General features: G+C 64.6%; 16 protein-coding genes and 1 pseudogene. 11 read left to right on the plus strand and 6 right to left on the minus strand.

The features are described from left to right. Positions 1-46: 46 nt before the first annotated feature. The 3 genes from ACL03I_RS10265 to ACL03I_RS10275 form a co-directional block, all read right to left on the minus strand. On the minus strand, positions 47-223 hold the full coding sequence (locus tag ACL03I_RS10265) for a hypothetical protein (protein WP_355078822.1): 177 nt from the start codon (positions 221-223) through the stop codon (positions 47-49). 11 nt (positions 224-234) lie between these two features. Further along, the gene (locus tag ACL03I_RS10270) at positions 235-1,269 is read right to left on the minus strand and encodes an ATP-dependent 6-phosphofructokinase (RefSeq protein ID WP_355078821.1); all 1,035 of its coding nucleotides are present in this window, start codon (positions 1,267-1,269) and stop codon (positions 235-237) included. Between the two features lie 82 nt (positions 1,270-1,351). Further along, positions 1,352-2,239 (minus strand): hypothetical protein, encoded by an 888-nt coding sequence (locus ACL03I_RS10275; RefSeq protein WP_355078820.1) that lies wholly within the window; start codon positions 2,237-2,239, stop codon positions 1,352-1,354. Between the two features lie 124 nt (positions 2,240-2,363). On the opposite strand from ACL03I_RS10275, the gene ACL03I_RS10280 reads away from it, so the two are divergent. The 3 genes from ACL03I_RS10280 to ACL03I_RS10290 all read left to right on the plus strand — a co-directional run bounded on the left by ACL03I_RS10280 (position 2,364) and on the right by ACL03I_RS10290 (position 4,837). Further along, the gene (locus tag ACL03I_RS10280) at positions 2,364-2,513 is read left to right on the plus strand and encodes a hypothetical protein (RefSeq protein WP_355078819.1); all 150 of its coding nucleotides are present in this window, start codon (positions 2,364-2,366) and stop codon (positions 2,511-2,513) included. A 553-nt stretch (positions 2,514-3,066) separates the two neighbouring features. Beyond that, a complete protein-coding gene (locus ACL03I_RS10285; protein ID WP_412805757.1) occupies positions 3,067-4,194 on the plus strand; it encodes a Gfo/Idh/MocA family protein in 1,128 nt (375 codons plus the stop codon). Positions 4,195-4,249: 55 nt separating this feature from the next. After that, on the plus strand, positions 4,250-4,837 hold the full coding sequence (locus ACL03I_RS10290; RefSeq protein WP_356961161.1) for a TetR/AcrR family transcriptional regulator: 588 nt from the start codon (positions 4,250-4,252) through the stop codon (positions 4,835-4,837). A gap of 144 nt (positions 4,838-4,981) precedes the next feature. On the opposite strand, the gene ACL03I_RS10295 is transcribed toward ACL03I_RS10290, so the two are convergent. Both ACL03I_RS10295 and ACL03I_RS10300 read right to left on the minus strand, forming a co-directional pair. Then, complete coding sequence (locus ACL03I_RS10295) at positions 4,982-6,148, minus strand: NAD(P)-dependent oxidoreductase (RefSeq protein WP_412805758.1); 1,167 nt, start codon at positions 6,146-6,148, stop codon at positions 4,982-4,984. An 82-nt stretch (positions 6,149-6,230) separates the two neighbouring features. Continuing rightward, a complete protein-coding gene (locus ACL03I_RS10300) occupies positions 6,231-7,022 on the minus strand; it encodes a CPBP family intramembrane glutamic endopeptidase (RefSeq protein WP_412805759.1) in 792 nt (263 codons plus the stop codon). Between the two features lie 528 nt (positions 7,023-7,550). Between ACL03I_RS10300 and ACL03I_RS10305 the strand changes: the two genes are divergently transcribed. From ACL03I_RS10305 to ACL03I_RS10315, 3 genes are all read left to right on the plus strand, one after another. Further along, positions 7,551-8,297 carry a tryptophan 2,3-dioxygenase family protein gene (locus tag ACL03I_RS10305; protein ID WP_412805760.1) on the plus strand — a complete coding sequence of 249 codons (747 nt, stop codon included), beginning with the start codon at positions 7,551-7,553 and terminating at the stop codon, positions 8,295-8,297. 86 nt (positions 8,298-8,383) lie between these two features. After that, positions 8,384-9,430 (plus strand): aminotransferase class V-fold PLP-dependent enzyme, encoded by a 1,047-nt coding sequence (locus ACL03I_RS10310; RefSeq protein WP_412805761.1) that lies wholly within the window; start codon positions 8,384-8,386, stop codon positions 9,428-9,430. After that, a complete protein-coding gene (locus tag ACL03I_RS10315) occupies positions 9,387-10,700 on the plus strand; it encodes a tryptophan 2,3-dioxygenase (RefSeq protein WP_412805762.1) in 1,314 nt (437 codons plus the stop codon). Before ACL03I_RS10310 ends, ACL03I_RS10315 begins: the two co-directional genes overlap by 44 nt. A 176-nt stretch (positions 10,701-10,876) precedes the next feature. Here ACL03I_RS10315 and ACL03I_RS10320 read toward each other — a convergent pair whose 3' ends face one another. Continuing rightward, positions 10,877-11,110: a hypothetical protein gene (locus tag ACL03I_RS10320; RefSeq protein ID WP_412805763.1), complete on the minus strand. Its 234-nt coding sequence runs from the start codon at positions 11,108-11,110 to the stop codon at positions 10,877-10,879. A 1-nt stretch (position 11,111) separates the two neighbouring features. Here ACL03I_RS10320 and ACL03I_RS10325 point away from each other — a divergent pair, with 1 nt between their 5' ends. The 5 genes and pseudogenes from ACL03I_RS10325 to ACL03I_RS10345 form a co-directional block, all read left to right on the plus strand. After that, on the plus strand, positions 11,112-11,507 hold the full coding sequence (locus ACL03I_RS10325; protein WP_412805764.1) for a hypothetical protein: 396 nt from the start codon (positions 11,112-11,114) through the stop codon (positions 11,505-11,507). Between the two features lie 107 nt (positions 11,508-11,614). Then, positions 11,615-15,076 carry a protein kinase domain-containing protein gene (locus tag ACL03I_RS10330; RefSeq protein ID WP_412805765.1) on the plus strand — a complete coding sequence of 1,154 codons (3,462 nt, stop codon included), beginning with the start codon at positions 11,615-11,617 and terminating at the stop codon, positions 15,074-15,076. Between the two features lie 604 nt (positions 15,077-15,680). Continuing rightward, positions 15,681-17,507 carry an acyl-CoA dehydrogenase gene (locus tag ACL03I_RS10335; RefSeq protein WP_412805766.1) on the plus strand — a complete coding sequence of 609 codons (1,827 nt, stop codon included), beginning with the start codon at positions 15,681-15,683 and terminating at the stop codon, positions 17,505-17,507. 122 nt (positions 17,508-17,629) lie between these two features. Beyond that, positions 17,630-18,253 (plus strand): peroxiredoxin-like family protein, encoded by a 624-nt coding sequence (locus ACL03I_RS10340; protein WP_412805767.1) that lies wholly within the window; start codon positions 17,630-17,632, stop codon positions 18,251-18,253. Positions 18,254-19,261: 1,008 nt separating this feature from the next. After that, positions 19,262-19,780: pseudogene (locus tag ACL03I_RS10345) on the plus strand (BREX system ATP-binding domain-containing protein); the annotation flags it as partial. Positions 19,781-19,798 lie beyond the last annotated feature (18 nt).

Consider the following 19,798-nt stretch of genomic DNA (forward strand, 5'->3'; position numbering starts at 1 on the left):
ATGCACATCCGCGTCGAAGCGACCGGCGCGGTCGCCCCGGAGACGATCACCACGCCTCGAGGCCCTCATCGAGCCGATCTCGGCCGAACATCGCGTCCACCTGATCACGTTCCTCAGCGCTGCTACCGGCGCGGGGTAGCCGGGCAAGCCGTCGCTTCAGTTCGACGGTATGGATCCCCGACAGCGGCGGTAACCACAGCTCACCGCTGAGTTCATCTGCCATATGCGACGCCCTTAACCGAAGAACGCCTCCGCCTCGCGGTAGCGCTCCGAAGGCACCCGCTTGAGCTGCTTGGTGGCCTCCGACAGCGGGACCAGGTCGATGGTGGTGCCGTGCAACGCGACCATCTGGCCGAACTTGCCCGCGTGCACCGCCTCGGCGGCGTGCAGGCCGAAGCGCGTGGCCAGCACCCGGTCGTAGGGCGTGGGGCTGCCGCCGCGCTGCACGTGACCGAGCACGGTGGTGCGGACCTCTTTGCCGATGCGCCGCTCGATCTCCACGCCGAGCTGCTGGGCGACGCCGGTGAACCGCTCGTGGCCGAACTCGTCGATGCCGCCCTCGCGCAAGGTGAACCCGGAGTCCGGCGCGGGGTGCGATCCCTCGGCGACGACGCAGATGAAGTGCTTGTCACCGCGCTGGAAACGCCGCTTGATCATGGCGCACACCTCGTCGACCTCGAAGGGGACCTCCGGCACGAGCGTCAGATGGGCGCCCGCCGCCATGCCGGCGCCGACCGCGATCCAGCCCGCGTGGCGGCCCATCACCTCGATGAGCATGACGCGCTGGTGCGATTCGGCGGTGGTGTGCAACCGGTCGATCGCCTCGGTGGCGATGTTCAAGGCGGTGTCGTGGCCGAAAGTGACGTCGGTGCAATCGATGTCGTTGTCGATGGTCTTCGGGACGCCGACCACCGGTACGCCTTCGTCGGACAACCAGCTCGCGGCGGTGAGCGTGCCCTCGCCGCCGATCGGGATCAGGGCTTCGATGCCGTTGTCGTCCAGGGTCTGCTTGATCCGGCCGAGGCCCGCGCGCAGCACGTCGGGGTTGGTGCGGGCGGTGCCGAGGATGGTGCCGCCCTTGGTGAGGATCCGGTCGGTGCGGTCGTCGTTGCGGATCTGGATCTTTCGGTCCTCCAATAGGCCGCGCCAACCGTCCTCGAAGCCGACGATCGCGTCTCCGTAACGGCCGTTCGCAGTGCGAACGACGGCGCGGATGACCGCGTTCAGTCCTGGGCAGTCTCCGCCTCCGGTCAGAACTCCGATGCGCATGGCCGCTATCTTGCCCCCCATGTCCGATCTCGGCAGCCCCGCCCCCGTGAACGTCGCGTAACACTGACCTGGACAGATGACCTCACGCGGCCGCGCAATGACCCCCGGCCAGCTCGCCGAGATGCTGGGAGACGACGGTGGCCAGTTTGTCCAGAACGTTCATGCCGTCGCTGAGCGATCCCGACTCCGGCTGCACCGCGACCGCGATCGCGATCTGCCCCGAGGGGACGTTGATGATCCCGAACTGCCGCACCAGGTAGTTGCCCGACACGTCCGGCCCCCAGCCGCCCTTGAACTCGGCGCCGCCGAACTCGCCGAGACCCCAGCGCTGGCTGGCGATGACCTGTTCCATCAGCGAAGTAACGCGGTCGGTCTGGGGCAGACACGGCAAATGTGAAGCGAACCGCACCTGGTCGATCAGCGACCACTCCGCCTGACCGAAGGCCGAGTGTTCGGCACGGGCACGGGTGGCGGGCACGACGGTCTTGCTGTCCCCACCTTCGCGCAGCACCGCCTGCACGGCCTGCGCCGCCTCCTGCGGCGTGCCCAGCGACTGCCACAGCACGTCGGCGGCGGCGTTGTCGGATTGCGTGATCGCGGCCGACGCGGCGTAGTTCGAGCTGCTCGGACTGCGCCGCAGCGCGGCGACGGTCAGCGGCACCTTCATCGTCGACCAGGCCGGACCGCTGGTCCATTCGCCGAAGGTGATCGGCTGCTCGCCGCCGACCGGCACGATGGCCATGCCCATCTTCCCGCGCACGCCCGCGGCGAGCTCGGCATAGCTCGCTGCCAAGGTGCCCGGCACGATGATGGACAGGCCCTTCTGGTCGGTGCGGGCCGCGGCCTCGGTGATGGTCGGCTCGCTCGACGAATCCTCGGCGCGGTTGGTACTACACCCGGCTACCAGAGCCGCGGCAAGCGCCGCACAACCCAGGACGTTTCGAACTCTGCGGAATCGATCAGTAGACATTTTCGGCACATTCTTCTCGCGAACTCCCCCGGCTCGCCGACCGGCGACCGCGACGGCAGGGGCGCGGCCTCGGGTCGACTGACTCTTGTCTCCCCGCCAGATGACGACGGCGCGGTCAACAAGCATGGACACCTCCACCTACCCGCCCGATGTCGCCGAGCGGCCGGGTTCGGAACCGACGTTCGCCGTCGGCCTCACCCGAGAACTGCTTCTCGTTATCCCGGAGAACGTACTAGATGAATTGATTACGCCCCAGTTCACCGAAAACCTCTGACCGCCACGGCCACTGCCGAACAGGTCTGCGCACCCCGGTCGCGCTCAATAGCATTCGAGTATTACCGCAGGACTTTTTGGGTGCCGGAGGTATGCCCCCGAGGGCAAGGCTTCCCGCGAGCACGTTTGGCGGGCTTCACCACGAGATGCACCCGCCTTGGCGGAAAGCACATCGAGGCGGTCGACGCAAGCCCCCGAGGCCGGGACGACCACCGCCATGCAGTTCGGCAGCCACGATCGGATCGAGCCCGGCCGAAGTTCCCCGCCGCAAGCACGGTCACCGCCAATTCGCCAGAGTGGCGCCACTGCCCGGACGTGAACTTCCGATCCGCGGGCATTCCCGCGCCAGACCACGCCGGAGCACCGCCGTCCCGATCCGGCGCAAATCTCTCGCACACTTATTCGCAATCTCTCAGCAACCATCACTGGAGCCGAGCGGGAGGGGCGCACTCTCGAATCGGCGGCGAATTTTTTACCTATCGGTACATTATCGGTTGTCGCGCGGCCGTAGCGCGCCTAGTTTACTACCAAACGGTACAGAACTAGGAGTCCTCATGACCGGTAGCACCACCCCGCTCGGTGTCGGCGTCGTCGGCGCGAATCCCACCGGAAGCTGGGCCGCCGCGACCCACCTGCCCGCGCTGGCCGCACTGCCCGAGTTCCGCGTCGCGGCGGTGGCGACGACCAACCCCGCCTCGGCCGCCGCCGCGGCCGAGGCCACCGGCGCCACGCACGCGTTCACCGACGCGGCCGAGTTGGCCGCGCATCCCGAGGTGGACCTGGTTGTGGCGACAGTGAAGTCACCGGGGCACGCGGCGGTGGTGCGCGCGGCGCTCGCGGCGGGCAAGCACGTCGTCTGCGAGTGGCCGATGGGCGCGAGCGCGGCCGAGAGCGCCGAGCTGACCGCGGCGGCGACAGCGGCGGATGTAGTGCACGCGGTGGTCTTGCAGGGCTACCACTCGCCGTCGGTGAACTTCGTCCGCGATCTGCTCGCGGCGGGCCGGATCGGCGCCGTTTCCGCGGTCACCGTCATCGCCGCCGGAGATCCGTTCGGCGGCGGTTCGATTCGGCCGGAATTGGCTTGGACCACCGATCCCGCCCAGGGCACCGGTCTGCTGACGATCATGGCCGGGCACGTGCTCGCGGTGCTCGAACACCTGGCCGGTGAACTCGCCGAAGTGTCCGCCGTCGTCGCCGCACCGCACGAGGAATTGACCGTCGTCGGCACCGGCCGGACCGTCCCGAATCGGCAACCGGAGCAGTTGGTCCTGGCCGGTCGCCTGAAGAGCGGCGCGGTCGCCGCGGTGACCGTGCACGGCGGAAACTCGGACGCTCCGTCCGGATTCGCGCTGCACATTCGCGGTACGGAGGGGGCTCTTGCGATCAGCCCGGTGCAGGCCGGGATGTATCCGCACTGGGCCGACTGGCGCATCGAACTGCGCACCGATCAGGGGTTGATCAGCGAACTCCCGGTCCCGGAGCGCTACCGCCTGGTGCCGTCCACACTGCCCCCAGGCCCGGTCGCCCACGTCGCGGGCGTCTACCGCGAGACCGCGAGCGCCATCGCCGAGGGCAGGACCGCTCGGCCCGACTTCACCGTGGGCCTGCGCCAGCGCCGTCTCGTCGACGCCATCGCCGAAGCCGCGGAAACCGGTGTGCGCAGACCGGTCGGCGACCTGTGAGCGCGCACCGCGGCGGCCTAAGGTACCGATAGGCAAACAGCAGTGGGAGGTGCCCATGCCAGGAGGCAGGCCCCGGGGCTTCGACATCGACAGCGCGCTGGACCGCGCGCTGGAGGTGTTCTGGCGGTACGGCTACGAGGGCGCGGCGTTGTCGGATCTCACCGCGGCGATGGGCATCAACCGTCCCAGTTTGTACGCCGCCTTCGGCAGCAAAGCGGAACTGTTCGACCGGGCGCTCGAACGCTATGTCGACGGACCCGGGCGCTACCTCACCGAAGCCATCGAACTCCCGACCGCCCGCGCGGTCGCGGCCGCGTACCTCGCCGGCGCGATCGAGCTGACCACCGGGCACGACAGCCCCGGCTGCCTATCGGTGCGCAGCGCGCAAGCCTGCGGGCCGGAAGCCGAGCACAGCCGCAAGAGCGCGGTGGCGGTGCGCCTCGCGGGCGAGGCCGCGCTGCGGCGGCGCTTGGAGCGAGCACGCGCCGACGGCGACCTCCCCGAGGACAGCAAACCCGCCGACCTCGCCCGCTACCTCATGACGGTCTCCGACGGGATCGCGGTCCAAGCGGCCTCGGGCGCGAAACCGTCGCACCTGCGCCGGACCGTAGACATCGCACTGCGGTCGTGGCCACAGCCCTGATCGCAGCGCACCTCTGGGTGCCGTCGGGTCCGTGATCCGCTGTGGCCGCCGTCCGGCCGCGCTCCACGCCCTACAGTGGATGGTGGGCTTGGGCATGACTATCCCGCTCGACGGGGACGAAGACCAGGTCGACGTTGCTCGGACCTACTCTTGCCGCAACGATCGCTCCACACCATGCCCGGGTGTGCGTCGCTCGGCGGATTGCGATGTGGCGGCAGTCAGCAGGTGGGTGCCCGACGGCGCGTCGAGCCTCGGCAGTACGGAATGTGCTGTGATGAGGTCCCAGGCCAGGGGCTTGCCCCCGTCCAAGACTTGCAGCACATTGTCTGCGAGCGTGTCGGCGATCTCATGGTTCGTGGCGGGCGTGTTGGTCGCGATTCCCGGCAGGATGATCACGTTGTCGCGTCCGATCATCGGATCTCCGCCCTGCAGCCAGTCGGCGTCGCGGACGTCGGACGCCCACACGAGTTCGTTGCGGCACACACGCTCGCGCAGCGCGTCGACGTCGATTCCGAGGACACTCGTCACCGACACGATCAGAGTGCCCTCGCGCAATGCGTTGACCATCTCGCGATCGAGGATCAGCCGGTGCGCGGGCCGGTTGGGTTCGGCGATCACCACGATGTCGGCTGTGAGCGGTACTTCGTCCAATCCGATGACGTCGGCGCGAAGTTCGTCGTACAGCTCGTCCTGGTTCGAGTCGAGGTCGACGATTCGTATCTGCGCACCGACCGCGGCGCACAGGTCAGCGATCTTGTAACCGGTGAATCCACCGCCGATCACACAGACGTCCTTGTCTCGCAGGGAGCCTGAACCGAATGCGTAGCGGTTGGTGCCGCACGCAGGCTGTACGGGATCAGCCCTCATTGCATCGTGCCAGGGCACCACACGGTGCAGACTGGCGAGGATCAACGCCAGAGCGACTTCAGCACGGGCCTGGCACAGGCCACGCACACCATCGACTACCAGAATTCCCCGCTTTTGCAGATGATCGACGGGAGGCAGCGACCACGGGGTGGTAGCAACGATGACGAGTTGACGCATCACCCTCAGATCATCCTGGTCGAAGTACACGTCACCGATGAGAATCACCGCGGTGGCCTCGACCGCGGCAGGAAGGTCACGCAGCCTGTCACCCGAGGTCAAGGAGATCCAGCGGATGCGGTGGCGGATGGCGGCCAGACGCAGCGCGATTCGCTCGCGCAGTTGCGGCCACATCATGTCCGCGCGCCCGTCGTCGACCACGAGTACCAACCGAGATCGCTCGCCCACCTGTGAGCCCGAGAGCGACGAGGGTTCGTAAACGTGCATCGCATCCCCTAGCTCGGATATCGCGGTCGCCGTGGGAACCGACGTTCGCAGCTCGGGGGCTGATGCAGTATGGGGAGAATCCCTATGTTCCAGTTGAAGTAGGTTCGGCCGGATACTTCCGGAGTACACGGGGCCAGACGACAACCGCCACCGCTACGACGCATGTGAGCACGCCCGTGGTAACCGTTGTGATCGACTCGCTCAGATCAGGCGTGTACGCGGCGCTGACGTTCAACGCAGCGTGTGACAAGATCGCCCCGGTCACGCCATGTCCGGTGTTGTTGTGCAGCCAGACGATAAGTACACGAGCGGCGATCGTGACGGCGAACCATCCCGCAATCCACCCCTTCGGATGCCCGGCTTGCAGCCAGCCGACCAGATGCCACGACGCCCAGTACAGGCCGAGCCCGACAGCGGCCGCAGTCGAGCCGAAGCGCTTCTGCAACGGATCGGTGGCGTATCCCGTCCAGCCCAGTTCCTCGCAGGTGGCAGCCAGCCCGAACATCGCGATTACAGCGGGCGCCGCCGCGAGCGACAGCGGCAGCGCCGAACCCACCTGCCCAGCCCACCGCAGCAGAAGATGCGACGCCACCGCCAGCGTGGGAAAAAGGAGCACGGCCAGTGCATACCACCGCAGCGATGCGGCGGGTCCATCCACCGAGCGTCGCAACAGAGCGACCAGGTCCGAGCCACCTCGGCGCCAGGTCAGTGCCGCCGCGACCACGACCGGCAGAACGAATATCACCGTGCTGACCGGTAACTGCATCGCACCCACACGAATTCCGCCTGGTCTGACCACGGCGAGAACGAAGAACGGAATCGACAACGCCGCCACTATGCCCAGGAACAGCAGCGGCCGACTTGGTTTGTCCACCGCACTCACGATACAAAGATCACCCGCTCGGCTGCTGCCCGATCGCAGGTCGTCGCAACTACACTGCGGCGCGTTGTGATAGTTCGGCCGTGCGCAGCAGGTCGGTATCGCCGAAACTTCCTGCACGGAGCTGTTTGCGATCCGATCCAGTCTTTACTGGACGCGTCCCGGCCTCGGCCGAACGATGCTGCACGGGCCGCCCCGACATCGGCTACACCGCGCCCGAGTGCAGCTGGACGGAGCACGACGTCGGCGAGCAGTACGTCAAATGGCGGCTGAATCGTAGGGATTTCCCCCATAGCGTACGTAGTCGACGCGCGGAAATATGCGAATCACCGTCTGCTGGACCGGAACAACGCCCGACATACCGCCGTGGACCGGGCGACCGCCGCGCCTGGCTCGGGAAGCGGTCCGCCGAGACATACCGACCGGCGAGTAGCGACTCGAAATATCGACCTCCTGAATGGATGTGATCCGCATGAGCGACCCCATGGCGGACATCGGCGCGCAACCGCTCAGGAGTGCGCGATGATCGATTATTCGAAGCAAATACTCGATGGCGATGGCAAGGATGATTATGCCCGCTACATGCGAACCGACGGGCTACTCTCGCTGCAACGGAACGAGACAGAGCGGGTGCACCGGGACGAATTACTGTTCCAGATCGTCCACCAGTCGACCGAACTATGGCTGAAGCTGGCGTCGGCGGAATTGAGCGAGACCGCGCTCCAGCTTCGTGACGGTGCGATCGAGGAAGCGATTCGCTTACTGGGGCGAGCCTCCTCGGCCGTGCACCTGGTGACCGGTCAGCTCGAAATCTTGTGCCATTTGTCGCCCTACGACTTCCAGAAGTTCCGAACCGTGCTCGGCCATGGCTCCGGAGCCGACTCACCTGGATGGCGTGCGGTGCAGAAGAACTGCAGGGCTCTGGATGCCGCATTCACCGGACTCGTCCTACAGCGCGGTATCGACCTGATCGAGATCTATCGCGCGGGGCGAAGAGGGAAAATCTACGACCTGACCGAGGCAATGGTCGAGCTGGATGAACGAGTATCACTTTGGCGCGTGCGGCATTACAAGATCGCCACTCGGGTGATCGGCCATCAAGCCATCGGCACACAAGGCACGCCGGTGCACGCGCTGACCAAATTGATCGAGTACAAGCTCTTCCCGCAACTGTGGGAGCTGCGCGACAACCTTGCCACGGCCGAACCAGAGCGCGAAGGCAACGGCGACGCCGTCCGAGTCCATACCGAGGACAGCACCCGATGGTGACCGCAGCGGAGTTCCGGGCACGCTTTCCGACGTTACGGCGTCTCGCGCACTTGGCCAGCTGTAGCCTCGGCGCACGCTCGGAGGACATGGACGATGCCCTGGCCAGGATGTTGGATGACATGGCCGCCGCAGGCGCACCGTGGGAGTCGTTCGAACAACAGGTCAGCGTGGCCCGGCGCCGATTCGCGGCCCTGATCGGAGCGCGGCCGGACCAGGTGGCGGTCATGCCGAATGCCACGGTCGGAGCATTTCAAGTCGCGTCCACTCGCGCGTGGCGGAACCGCCCGAGAATTGTCACCACCTCGGCGGAGTTTCCTTCGCTCGCACACGTCTGGCTCGCTCAACGGCCGCGCGGCGCGGAGGTGGTGTACGCAGAACAATCGGTAGCCAGTTTCGCGGCACTGATCGATCACCGGACGCGATTGGTCTCGATTCCGCTGATCAGTTATCGGGATGCGGCCCGGCTTCCACTACCCGAAGTGGCGCGGATCGCCAGGGTGGCCGGGGCCGAGGTATTCGTCGACGCCTACCAGGCTGTCGGGGTGGAGCCGGTCGATGTCTGCGCCTTGGACTGCGATTTCTTGGTCGCAGGGACATCGAAGTATCTCCTGGGCTTACCCGGCATCGCCTTTCTCTACGTACGCGATCCGGAGCGCGCCGACGAGGCGCCCCTCCTGACCGGTTGGTTCGGCAGATCCGATCCATTCTCGTTCGATCCGTATCAGCTCGACTTTCCCGCGTCTTCGAGGCGGTTCGAGACCGGCACGCCATCGATTCCGGCGTGCTATGCGGCCAACGCCGGGTTACGGATGATCGCCGAGCTGGATTTGAACGCCGTTCGACAGCACGTGTCCGAGCTGTGCGAACTCGCCGGTGCGCAGCTGGCCGAAGACGGTGAGCATGTCGTCGCCCGGCCCGCCGGTCGGCGCGGCGCACACATCGCGTTGACCGATCCCGACCCGGCAGGCCTCGGCCGGAGACTTGCCACACACGGTGTGGTGGCCAGTCCACGAGACAGTCTCGTGCGACTTTCCTTCCACTACTACAACGACGCCGACGACATTGCCGCCTTGCGTTCCGCACTGCGCAATGACCGTCGAAGTATTTCCGGTCGCGCCACGCACCATTTCTGAGAAGGCAGACAGTATGTGCACCGACGAACTCAGGGCTTGGCTCCGAACACCCGACGCGATGTGTTTTCCGTTCGGGCAGGTGATCGACGTCTACCATGGCGTCGGGAAACACTTCGTGGCCGACGATATCCTGACTTTGCTCGACGAGGCTCGCTCGGCGCTTCCCCGGGTTCGTGGTCCATGGCACTTGCTGCGCACCATCGCCTCGTTTCTCGATATCGCACTGGACAAGAGGGACGGACTCTACGAGTATCCGACCTATCTCGCGCTTCCATTGCTGGAGCTGCCTTCACTCGATGACCCTGTGCAGCAGGCCCCGTTCGCCCGTGCCAGGTGTGACCGCCTCATGGCTCAGCTGGTCTCCGATATCCTGGGCTTCGAATTAGCCGCAATGGAAGGACAAGCCACCGCACTCTCCGGATCACCGCCGGCGCCTGCTTTGGTTCTGAAACGGTTCCGGCACGGCCTCAAGGTGCTCCGACCGGTCTGCGCGCGACTAGCCGTCGACAATGGTGCGATCAGTGGCGATCTGCTCGACCAGGCACGCCGGGCGCACGCGCTGATACGGGCTGATATGTCACCCGCGGAGCAACGCGCTCTGGCACTGAGCATGCTGCCGGTTCATACTCTGCACGACGAGTACATGTTCATACGCGTATTGCAGTCGTTCGAGACCACCTTCGCGCTCTTGGCGGTCGACCTACAAGTTGCGTTGATCGCCCTACGGAATCGAGAGTTGCGGCAAGCGATACGCTTCCTGTCGGCCGCAGCGGAGGCATTGACCGAATCCGCGCCATTGTTCTCCATGATTGCGACCATGCAAGTGGAGTCCTTCCACATATTTCGTCGATTCACCGACGGAGCCAGTGCCATACAATCGCGAAACTATAAGTTCGTCGAGTCACTGTGCCGTCGGCCGCACACGGAGCGCCTGAATTCAGCCGCATACGAATCGGTGCCGGAAGTGCGCAGCCGAGTGATATCTGGACTCCAGAGCACGATCGACGACGCTTACGCGGAAGCCTACAGTCGTGGATTCCGCTCCGAGACCGACCGTGTGGAACTGACAGCGGCGATGACGAAGTTCTCGCGCGCCATGCATCGATGGCGAAACACCCATTATCGCGTAGCTGTGCGAATGCTCGGCGAAGTCCGCGGCACCGGCCAGACGGAAGGCGCCGCCTACCTCGCTGCAGTACGTGAGATCCCGATTTTCACCAGCGTGGACACACCGCGCGGCACCTCCGTTTCCGATCCACCGACACCGTAGGTGAGCAAAATGCAATGTCGACGAGATGCGCGTTTCATCGAAACGTAAAGGTTACTCATCGTCAGCTATACGATCAATCAGGAAGCCAGCACCGTGAAAGATTCTATTCCAGCAGGAGAAGTACCCGGTCCCCCGGACGGAACACAGTTCTGGGCCGTCGTCCGAACAAATGCGGGTCATGTATGCGCGGCAATCACGAGCGTCGTCACATTCGTCCTGCTTTTCCAGCCGTGGCTCACCGCAGCAGGCCCCAACGGCACCGCCACGTCGAACGCCTTCGGCCACATCCATGCTTCGACTCGATACTTGACCATCTGGTCGTCGTCGTCATCATCGAGGATGCCCACCGCGCACATAACCGGAGTCTGGGCTCTGTTGACGATCGCCGCCGTCGTCGTCACGGTCGCCACGGTGGCCTTGAACCTCCGTGCCCGCAGCCGAGTATTCGCTCGATTGGCCACGGGCGGCTCGGCGGCGGTAGCGGTCTTCGTGCTGTGCGCACTCGTCTACATCAACAGCAAAAGCGGCGAGCTGAAAGCCATGACCGCCCGCCGTTGGGATATGGGGGGCCAGCTCGGATCGGTGATGTCGTGGATCCTCGGCAAGGACAAACTCCCGCTACCGGGCACCGAGATCGTCTACTCTTCCGCCAGTCTGGCGCCCGCGGGCATTTTCGCCTGTATCGTCTCGCTCGGGGGAGCGTTGGCTGCCGTCGCCCAGTGGATTTTCGTGTACTCGCCCACATCCATCCGCAGACCACAGCGGTCACCAGCGGATGCTCCAGCGTCCCCGGAAACGGATCTCTGACGGCCCGCCGGTTACCCGGTGTCCACGCCCCAGACCGAGGCTTCACCGATCACCCGGACTACGATCGGTCGGGGTGACACCTTCCCGCAAGGTCGAGAGGTACGCGAATGGGCGACCACGATTCCGAGGGGACGCGCCGCGGCTCGACAGTTGATGTCGCCGCGGAATTGGCCGCGGCGGGATTCGATGATGCGCGGGAGATCGGCCGCGGTGGTTTCGGTGTGGTGTACCGGTGCGTCGAGCACTCCCTCGAGCGTGCGGTAGCGGTGAAGGTCCTGAATTCGGATGTCACCGCCGAAGAGCACGCGCGCTTCCTCCGTGAACAGCGGGTCTCTAGTCGATTCGCCACGCATCCGCACGTCGTGCAGGTACTGCGAGCCGACGTCACCGCGACCGGTAGGCCCTATCTCGTGATGCCGTTTCTTGCGCGAGGATCATTGCGATCGAGGATCGGGGCCAACGGGCCGATGCCATGGCAGGAAGTGCTGTCGGTCGGAGTGAAGATCACCGGCGCCCTCGCGGTCGCACATGCCTACGGCATGGTGCATCGCGATGTGAATCCGGCCAATATCCTGCTGAGCGAATACGGTGAGCCGCAACTGGCCGATTTCGGCATCGCGCGGATCGACGGTGCGTTCGAAACCGGTTCCGGTGTGGTGATGGGGACCCCAGCGTTCATCGCTCCCGAAGTGCTCAGGGGCGGAGCACCGACGGAGGCCGGCGACGTGTACGGCTTGGGGGCCACCTTGTTCTGCTTGTTGACCGGTCACGCCGCCTTCGAGCGGCAGCAGGGCGAGTCCGTGGTCGCCCAGTTCGTGCGGATCACGTCCGATCCCATCCCCGACCTGCGCCGCAGCGGCGTTCCCGCACTGCTGTGCCTGGCCATCGAAGCTGCCATGGCCGGTGATCCGGCGGAACGTCCTGCCACGGCTCGGGCATTCGGCGACCGGCTGCGCAACATCCAGTTCTCCTGCGGACTGGCAGTCGACTCGATGGCACTAACGGATACCGACTCGGCGGCGCCTCCCGCAAGCGAGGAGTCCGGCGTGCCGCATACCGCCACAGTGCCGCCGACGAAAGCCGTACCGACCAGTGGGGCGGCACTGTCGACACCACTGACCCGGTATCGGCCGCCGGAGCCGTCCCGTCGACCGGTTCAGCGACAGCGGCTGCTGGACACCTTGCGGCGTAATAGATCGCGGCGCCTCGTCCTGATACACGGACCTGCCGGTTTCGGTAAAAGCACGCTGGCCGCACAGTGGGCCCAGTCCCTTACGTCGGAGGGCATCCACGCCGCCTGGTTGAGCGTGGATCATGACGACGACAACGTTGTGTGGTTCTTATCGCATGTCGTGAATGCGATACGCCGTGTGCACCCGAATGTCGCGGGAGGGCTGGCCGACATCCTCGCGGAACGCTCCGACGACGCAGTACACCAGGTTATGGCCGCGCTGATCAACGAAATCCACAACCAGGGCGAAACGATTGCGCTGATGGTCGACGACTGGCAGCGGGTGACCAGCCCGGCCACCACCGCGGCGATGGAGTTCTTCTTGGACCACGGTTGTCATCATCTTCTCGTGGTCGTCACCAGCCGGAATCGGAAAGGTCTTCCGCTCGGCCGTATGCGAGTTCGTGACGAACTCGTCGAGGTCGATGCGGCCGCGCTGAGATTCGATGACAACGAGACGGCCGCGTTCGTCGCCGGCATCGACGGATTGTCGCTGGCCGCCGAGGAAGTAGGTCGCTTGCGCGCATCCACCGAGGGCTGGGCCGCCGCCGTCCAGCTGGCATCGCTGTCGTTGCGCGGACGCGACGATCCCGGCGCGTACCTCAGCCAGATCTCCGGACGGCACTACGCCATCGGCGAGTACCTGATGGAGAACGTGATCGACGCACTCGAACCGAACATGCTCGAATTCGCGATGCGAACCTCGATCCCCGAGCGGATCTGCGGTGAGCTCGCCGAAGCACTGGCGGATGTGACCGGCGGGCAAGAACTTCTGGAGGAGGTTCGGCAGCGCGACCTGTTCCTCCGCAACATCGATGATGAGCTGCAGTGGTTCCGCTATCACGCGTTGTTCGCCGACTTCCTCCGCCGCCGCCTGGTCCAGCAGCATCCCGGCCTGCTCGCGCGGCTGCACCTGAGAGCGTGCGAGTGGTTCGCCGACCACGGAATGATCACCGAAGCCGTCGACCACGCCCTGGAGGCCGGTGCGTCCGCCCGTGCCGTGCGGATCGTCCAGAAACATGCCGAGAAGTTCCTGGAGACCTCCCAGATCGCGACATTGCTCGGCCTAGTGGCGAAGCTGCCCGATTCGTTGACCGAAACCAATCCGCTGCTGCAGATTCAGATCGCATGGGCGAACGTCGCCCTCCAGCGTCTGGCCGCCGCGACGACCGCGCTCGACCGCGCCGACGCGGCAATGGCGGCCGCACCGCCGGAAGACCCGCACAACGACGAAATCCGCTTCCAATCAGCGCTCGTCCGCACCGCCGCGGCTTTGCTCTCCGACCGGGCCGTTCGGATTCCGCAGTCGGTACTCGAACGAATCCGCGAACCGATCCGGCCGTTGCAGGCACAGGCCTTCGCGGTAACAGCAATGGGGTCCGCACTGAACCGATGCGAGTACCAGGAGGTGCACCGCTGGCACCGCTGGGTCGAACCGTATCGGAATCGCACGGGCGGTCCCTTCGCGATGATGTACTGCGATTGCGCCGCCGGGATGGCCGCAAGCGAGCAACTCGACCTGGTATCGGCCGAGAACTGCTATCGGACCGCGCTGACTCTGGCCCTGCGAACCGGACGGCAATCGCATGCCACCCGGCTCGCCAGTGCCCTGCTCGGTGAACTGCTCTATGAAAAAGGCCAGTTCGTCGAGGCCGAGAAGTTGTTGGATCTCGGCCTCGGAACGGGAGGCGGCGCGGTCGAGTTCTTACTGGCGGCTTACGGCACCGGCGCACGTCTGGCCGGGCTGCGCGGTGATCTGGACACGGCGAAACAGCGGCTGGACGAAGGCACCGAACTCGCCGAGAGGGTACCGATACCGCGGCTCACCGCGCGGATCGTGAACGAGCGCATCCGCCTGGGTCTGCGGCTCTCGCACGCCGAGCGCCGAGCCCTGGAGCGGCTGGCCCCGTACACCCTCCAACCCGACGCGACGGCAGCCGCCACCGCCGAACTCGCCCACGACTCAGCGATCCGGCTGCTCCTCGCCGAGCGCACCAGCGCCGCGACAGAGCAAGCTACCGATCGAGCCGAACAGCTGATCGGACAGATCTCCAGGCAGCATCGGCCACGCGCGCTACTGCGCGCCGAACTGCTCAGAGGATGCTGCCTGTCGGCGGCAGGACAGACTTTCCGAGCAGCCCAACTCTTGACACCCGCACTGCAGCGATGCGCTGAGCAGAAGCTGGTGCGCGTGGTCGTCGACGCGGGTCGGGAGATGCAGCCGGTGATCGAGAAGCTCTGTGCCACAACCGAGCCGGATACTCAACTGTGGCACTTCCTGCGGCAGGTAGCCGCAGAGTTCGAATCAGTGCCGCGGAGCCCCCGCCGAGGAGCCTGATCGCTCGTCGGGCCGCGAATCGTAGGCGCATCCCCCATAGCACGATCGCCGGTCGATGCCGAAACTCGAAGAATGTTTACGACAGCCTTCAGCACCTGCGCCGAGCGCAAATGTTCTACGCCGAGAGCCGCTCTCGAGACGATGCAGCCATGGGCGCTCGGCAAGCACCTCGCAATGCAATGGATACTGAACGGCGGGCATTTCCACCATACGCATTCCCCAGGCTCCGATACCTGATGTTGTGCCATCTGATCGTCGACTTCGGATTACCCGAGCCACTGCACTACCTCGCTCCGAGGCAAGCCGCCGAGAAATTCGCACGGGAAGCCGGCGCCGGGGGCTGGGCGAAATCGGTCCACATTGACGATCAGGTGGACGAGACGTACCCGATGATGCCATGTCATGCGCTTTTCGGTATCGAGGAGACACGCTCGGCGAATAGATAGCGACGACGGCGCATCCTCAGCCAAAGATGATCGCCGCACGCGAACAAGTCACCGAGAAGAAGCGCGCCCCCAGGATTCCAGCATCTCGGGCGCGGACCACCGAGGTCTGCGGTCAGCAGGCCACACTTCCACGTCGTATCAATAGGATTTGCGAAAAAATGGGTCACTACAAGTCAAACGTGCGCGATCTCGAGTTCAACTTGTTCGAGGTGCTCACGATCGGAGAAGTTTTGGCGAAGGGCGGGTACGGCGACCTCGATGAAGATACCGCAAAAGTATTTCTGGAGCAGATCCGAGAGCTGACCGAAGGTCCTTATGCGGAGCCATTCTTCGATGCCGACCGCCACCCCCCGGTGTTCAATCCTCTGACTCATGAAGTGATTCTTCCGGAATCGGTCAAAAAAGCGTTGAGGACGGCAATCGAGGGCGGCTGGGATCGGCTCGGGCTGGCGCCGGAGATCGGCGGTATTCCGGCGCCCAAAGCCTTGTCCTGGGCTACGTCGGAGATGTGGCTCGGCGCCAATCCCGGGATCCATCTGTACTGGTCCGGCGGCGTATTCGCGAATATTCTGCACCGGAATGGCACCGAGGAACAGAAGAAGTGGGCACAGTTCGCGATGACGCGCAACTGGGGCGCCACGATGGTCCTGACCGAGCCGGAGGCGGGCTCCGACGTCGGAGCCGGCCGGACCAAGGCCTTCGCGCAGCCGGACGGCACATGGCATCTCGAGGGGGTCAAACGGTTCATCACCGGCGGAGACTCTGGAGATCTGTTCGAGAACATCTTCCATCTGGTATTGGCGAGACCGGACGGCGCGGGGCCCGGGACCAAGGGCCTGAGCCTGTTCTTCGTCCCGAAATTCCACTTCGACCCGGGCACCGGTGGCATCGAGAGAAGAAATGGCGTATTCGTCACCGGCGTCGAGCGGAAGATGGGCATCAAGGCGTCGGCGACCTGCGAGCTGACATTCGGCGCCCACGGGATTCCGGCGGTCGGATGGCTCGTCGGCGAGGTGCACCGGGGCATCGCGCAGATGTTCGACGTGATCGAATTCGCGCGCATGATGGTCGGAACGAAGGCGATCGCGACCTTGTCGACCGGGTATCTGAACGCTTTGGCCTACGCGAAACAGCGAATTCAGGGAGCGGATCTGACCCAGATCTCGGACAAATCCGCGCCGAAAGTGCAGATCATCCGTCATCCGGACGTACGCCGCTCGTTGATGACCCAGAAGGCGTATGCCGAAGGGCTCCGTGCCGTCTACCTCTACACTGCGGCACACCAAGACGACGATATCGCCGAACATGTCTCGGGCGCGGATCCCGGACTCGCGTTCCGGGTGAACGACCTGCTGCTCCCGGTAGTCAAAGGCGTGGGGTCGGAGCGGGCATATCAATATCTCGGTGAATCCTTACAGACCTTGGGCGGCTCAGGCTATCTGCAGGACTATCCATTCGAACAATACATCCGCGACGCGAAAATCGATTCCCTGTACGAAGGCACCACAGCGATCCAGGCACAGGACTTCTTTTTTAGAAAGATCGTGCGTGACCAAGGGGAGGCATTTCAGCATATTCTCGGCCACATCCGTCGCACCGTCGATGAGAGCGACCCGGCCGGCCTCCATGCCGAACGCAAGCTACTCGGCGGCGCGATCCATGATGTGGAGGCGATGGCGGCTGTTCTCGCCGGCTTCGTGGTCGACGCGGTAGATCACGCCCAGGAACTATACAAGATCGGTCAAGCCGCCGTTCGATTCCTGCTCGCTTTCGGTGATCTCCTGATCGCCTGGCGCCTGGTGGTGCAAGCACAGGTCGCCATGAAAGCCCTGATCGCGGATTCCTCGGAAGACCCGTACTACCAGGGAAAGATAGCCGTTGCCTCCTTCTTCGCGAAAAACTTCCTACCGCATCTCAACTCGGTGCGCGCGGTGATCACTGCGCTGGACAACGACCTGATGCTCGTCCCCGATCAAGCTTTCTAGGGAAACGAACCGTCCCGCGTAGAAGGTGCTCGGACCGCGGTGCGCCGAGATGTCGGAAGCTCGGGCGCACATCCAAATATTGTCATGCCGTCAAGGCATCATCGGAAACCGGAGGGCAACTCGTGAAGTATCCCAATGCACGCGAGCATCTGGCGGCCAAACGAGTTGCGCCAGGCGAAACAGCGCCACGAATACTGCTCGCCGATATCGCAGGCGCGCCCGTCCACTGGTCGGAGACCGGCCGCCGCACACACGTGCAGTTCCGCCGGTTCGCGGGGTGCCCGATCTGCAACTTGCATCTTCGATCGTTCTTGCTGCGGCGGAAAGAGATCGAGGATGCAGGAGTTCGCGAGATCATCGTCTTTCATTCGACCGTGACGGAGATCGCCAAATATCAATCTCAGATACCTTTTACGCTGATCGCCGATCCGGACAAGCAGCTGTATCGCGAGTTCGGCGTCGAATCATCACTGCGGGCGCTGCTGAATCCACGGTTGTGGAAGAGCGGTCCGCGAATCATGTCGAGCCTCTTACGCTTGCTTTTCATCGACCGGCGGATGCCTCACCTGATCCCCACCGGGGGCCCTGTCGGGTTGCCTGCCGACTTTCTCATCGGGGAGGACGGAAGAGTACTGGCAGCGAAATACGGCCGCCATGCTTTTGATCAATGGACCGTCGACGAGCTTCTGCTCAGAGCACGAAACCACACGGTCGGCATCGAAAGTGGAGAAGCTCCCGCTCATTGACGAGTTGATGGCGGCATCGTAGGAACTCCCCATGCACCTTCCGACAGCAGCGTGACAGAGTCGAAGGCCGTCCACGCAGCACCCGCGGGAACAGAAGGTCGAGCACCGAACCACAGAGGAACTGCTACCCCACCCGGCCACGAATGGATAGTCGCTATGTCAGCTAGAGCCTGCTTGCAGTGCGGCCGCGCATTGCAGAGCAACACGGAACAACGTACCGGTTCGCACATACTGTGCGCCGGGCTGTACCAGCTTGCTCGCGCACGCATGACCCCGGCCGACTGGGATGCCGTGGCCGGTTGGCTGGATCCGCGGCATAACAAGCTCGAGGGACATATCGGGGCCGAGTAGACCCGTGGCAACTCTTGCCACGGCTCCGCACTCATCACCGGACCCGCGCCATCGGGCAGCGCTGTGGCGATTCCGCGAGCGGAGCACACGATCGGACGACACGCAGAGCACCACACAAGGACTCCGAGTAGGCCCGCCCGCACACAGCCGACAGCCCGCGCCGCGACTTCGACCCTGCCGGTGACCGGCCGTTCACATGTCGGTTCCAGCAGTTCAGCGGCACGATTGCCGGCGTCGCTCGGCGGGTGGGGCACGACTTATCGCCTGAAGAATTCCCAATACTGGAAATACGCAGGAAACCTGCGTAAAGTGTGCGCAGCGCGGATCTCAAACGAAGAGGTGTCGATCGAAACCCGGCGCAGCGCTCTCGCACCGCACCGGATCGTTCGGACACCGGACCCGTTTGGTCCAGGTCTGCTCACCTCCCGAAACGCGCTAACAGCCGCCCGGCGAGCCGAGCAGCGACTCCTTCGAGCGTCCGCGCCGACGCCAGTCGCGCCCGGGAATTCGGTGGGCGCCTTATGTCAGGAGAGCGCATGCAACCGGCTGCCATCCGTCCTTCGGCTCCCGCCTTGGTGCTGAGTTCGACGGTCGGGCTGCCGTGAGACTCCCGGCGCCGGGCGAGAAACGATCCGATCTGTGAGGAAGTGAGGAACCATGGCGTTGTCCGGAAGATGTACAACGCAGCCGAGTCGGCTGATCGGCCGATCAGCGGAGCTATCGCAGATCGATCACGCGGTCAGTCGGGTATCGAAGGGCGACAGCGAAGTTCTCACGATCGTCGGCGAAGCCGGTATCGGAAAGACCAGCCTGCTCGGCGCGCTGTGCGAGCGTGCAGGCGCGGCCAAGTTGGATGTGTTGTCCGTGAGCGGATCGGAATTCGAGCGAGAAGTTCCGTTCGCCATGATTTCCGATGCGCTGGACAACTGGTACAAGTCGCGATCAGCGAACGTCGCGGCGAGTTCGCATTATTGTCCGGAAGACCTGGCTCCAGTCCTACCGTCCCTCCTGTCCGGTGACGTCCGACGTCCCTCCCACTCGGAGGCGCAGCGCCACCAGACCTATCGCGCGGTGCGGTCATTGCTTCGACTGAGCACACCGCGAAATGGGCTCCTGCTGGCATTGGACAACGTTCATTGGGCAGATCAGGCAACGACAGGGCTGGTCTGTTACCTGCTCAGACATCCGGTACCA

The sequence above is a fragment of the Nocardia sichangensis genome (assembly GCF_047200615.1).
Lineage (GTDB): Bacteria > Actinomycetota > Actinomycetes > Mycobacteriales > Mycobacteriaceae > Nocardia > Nocardia sichangensis.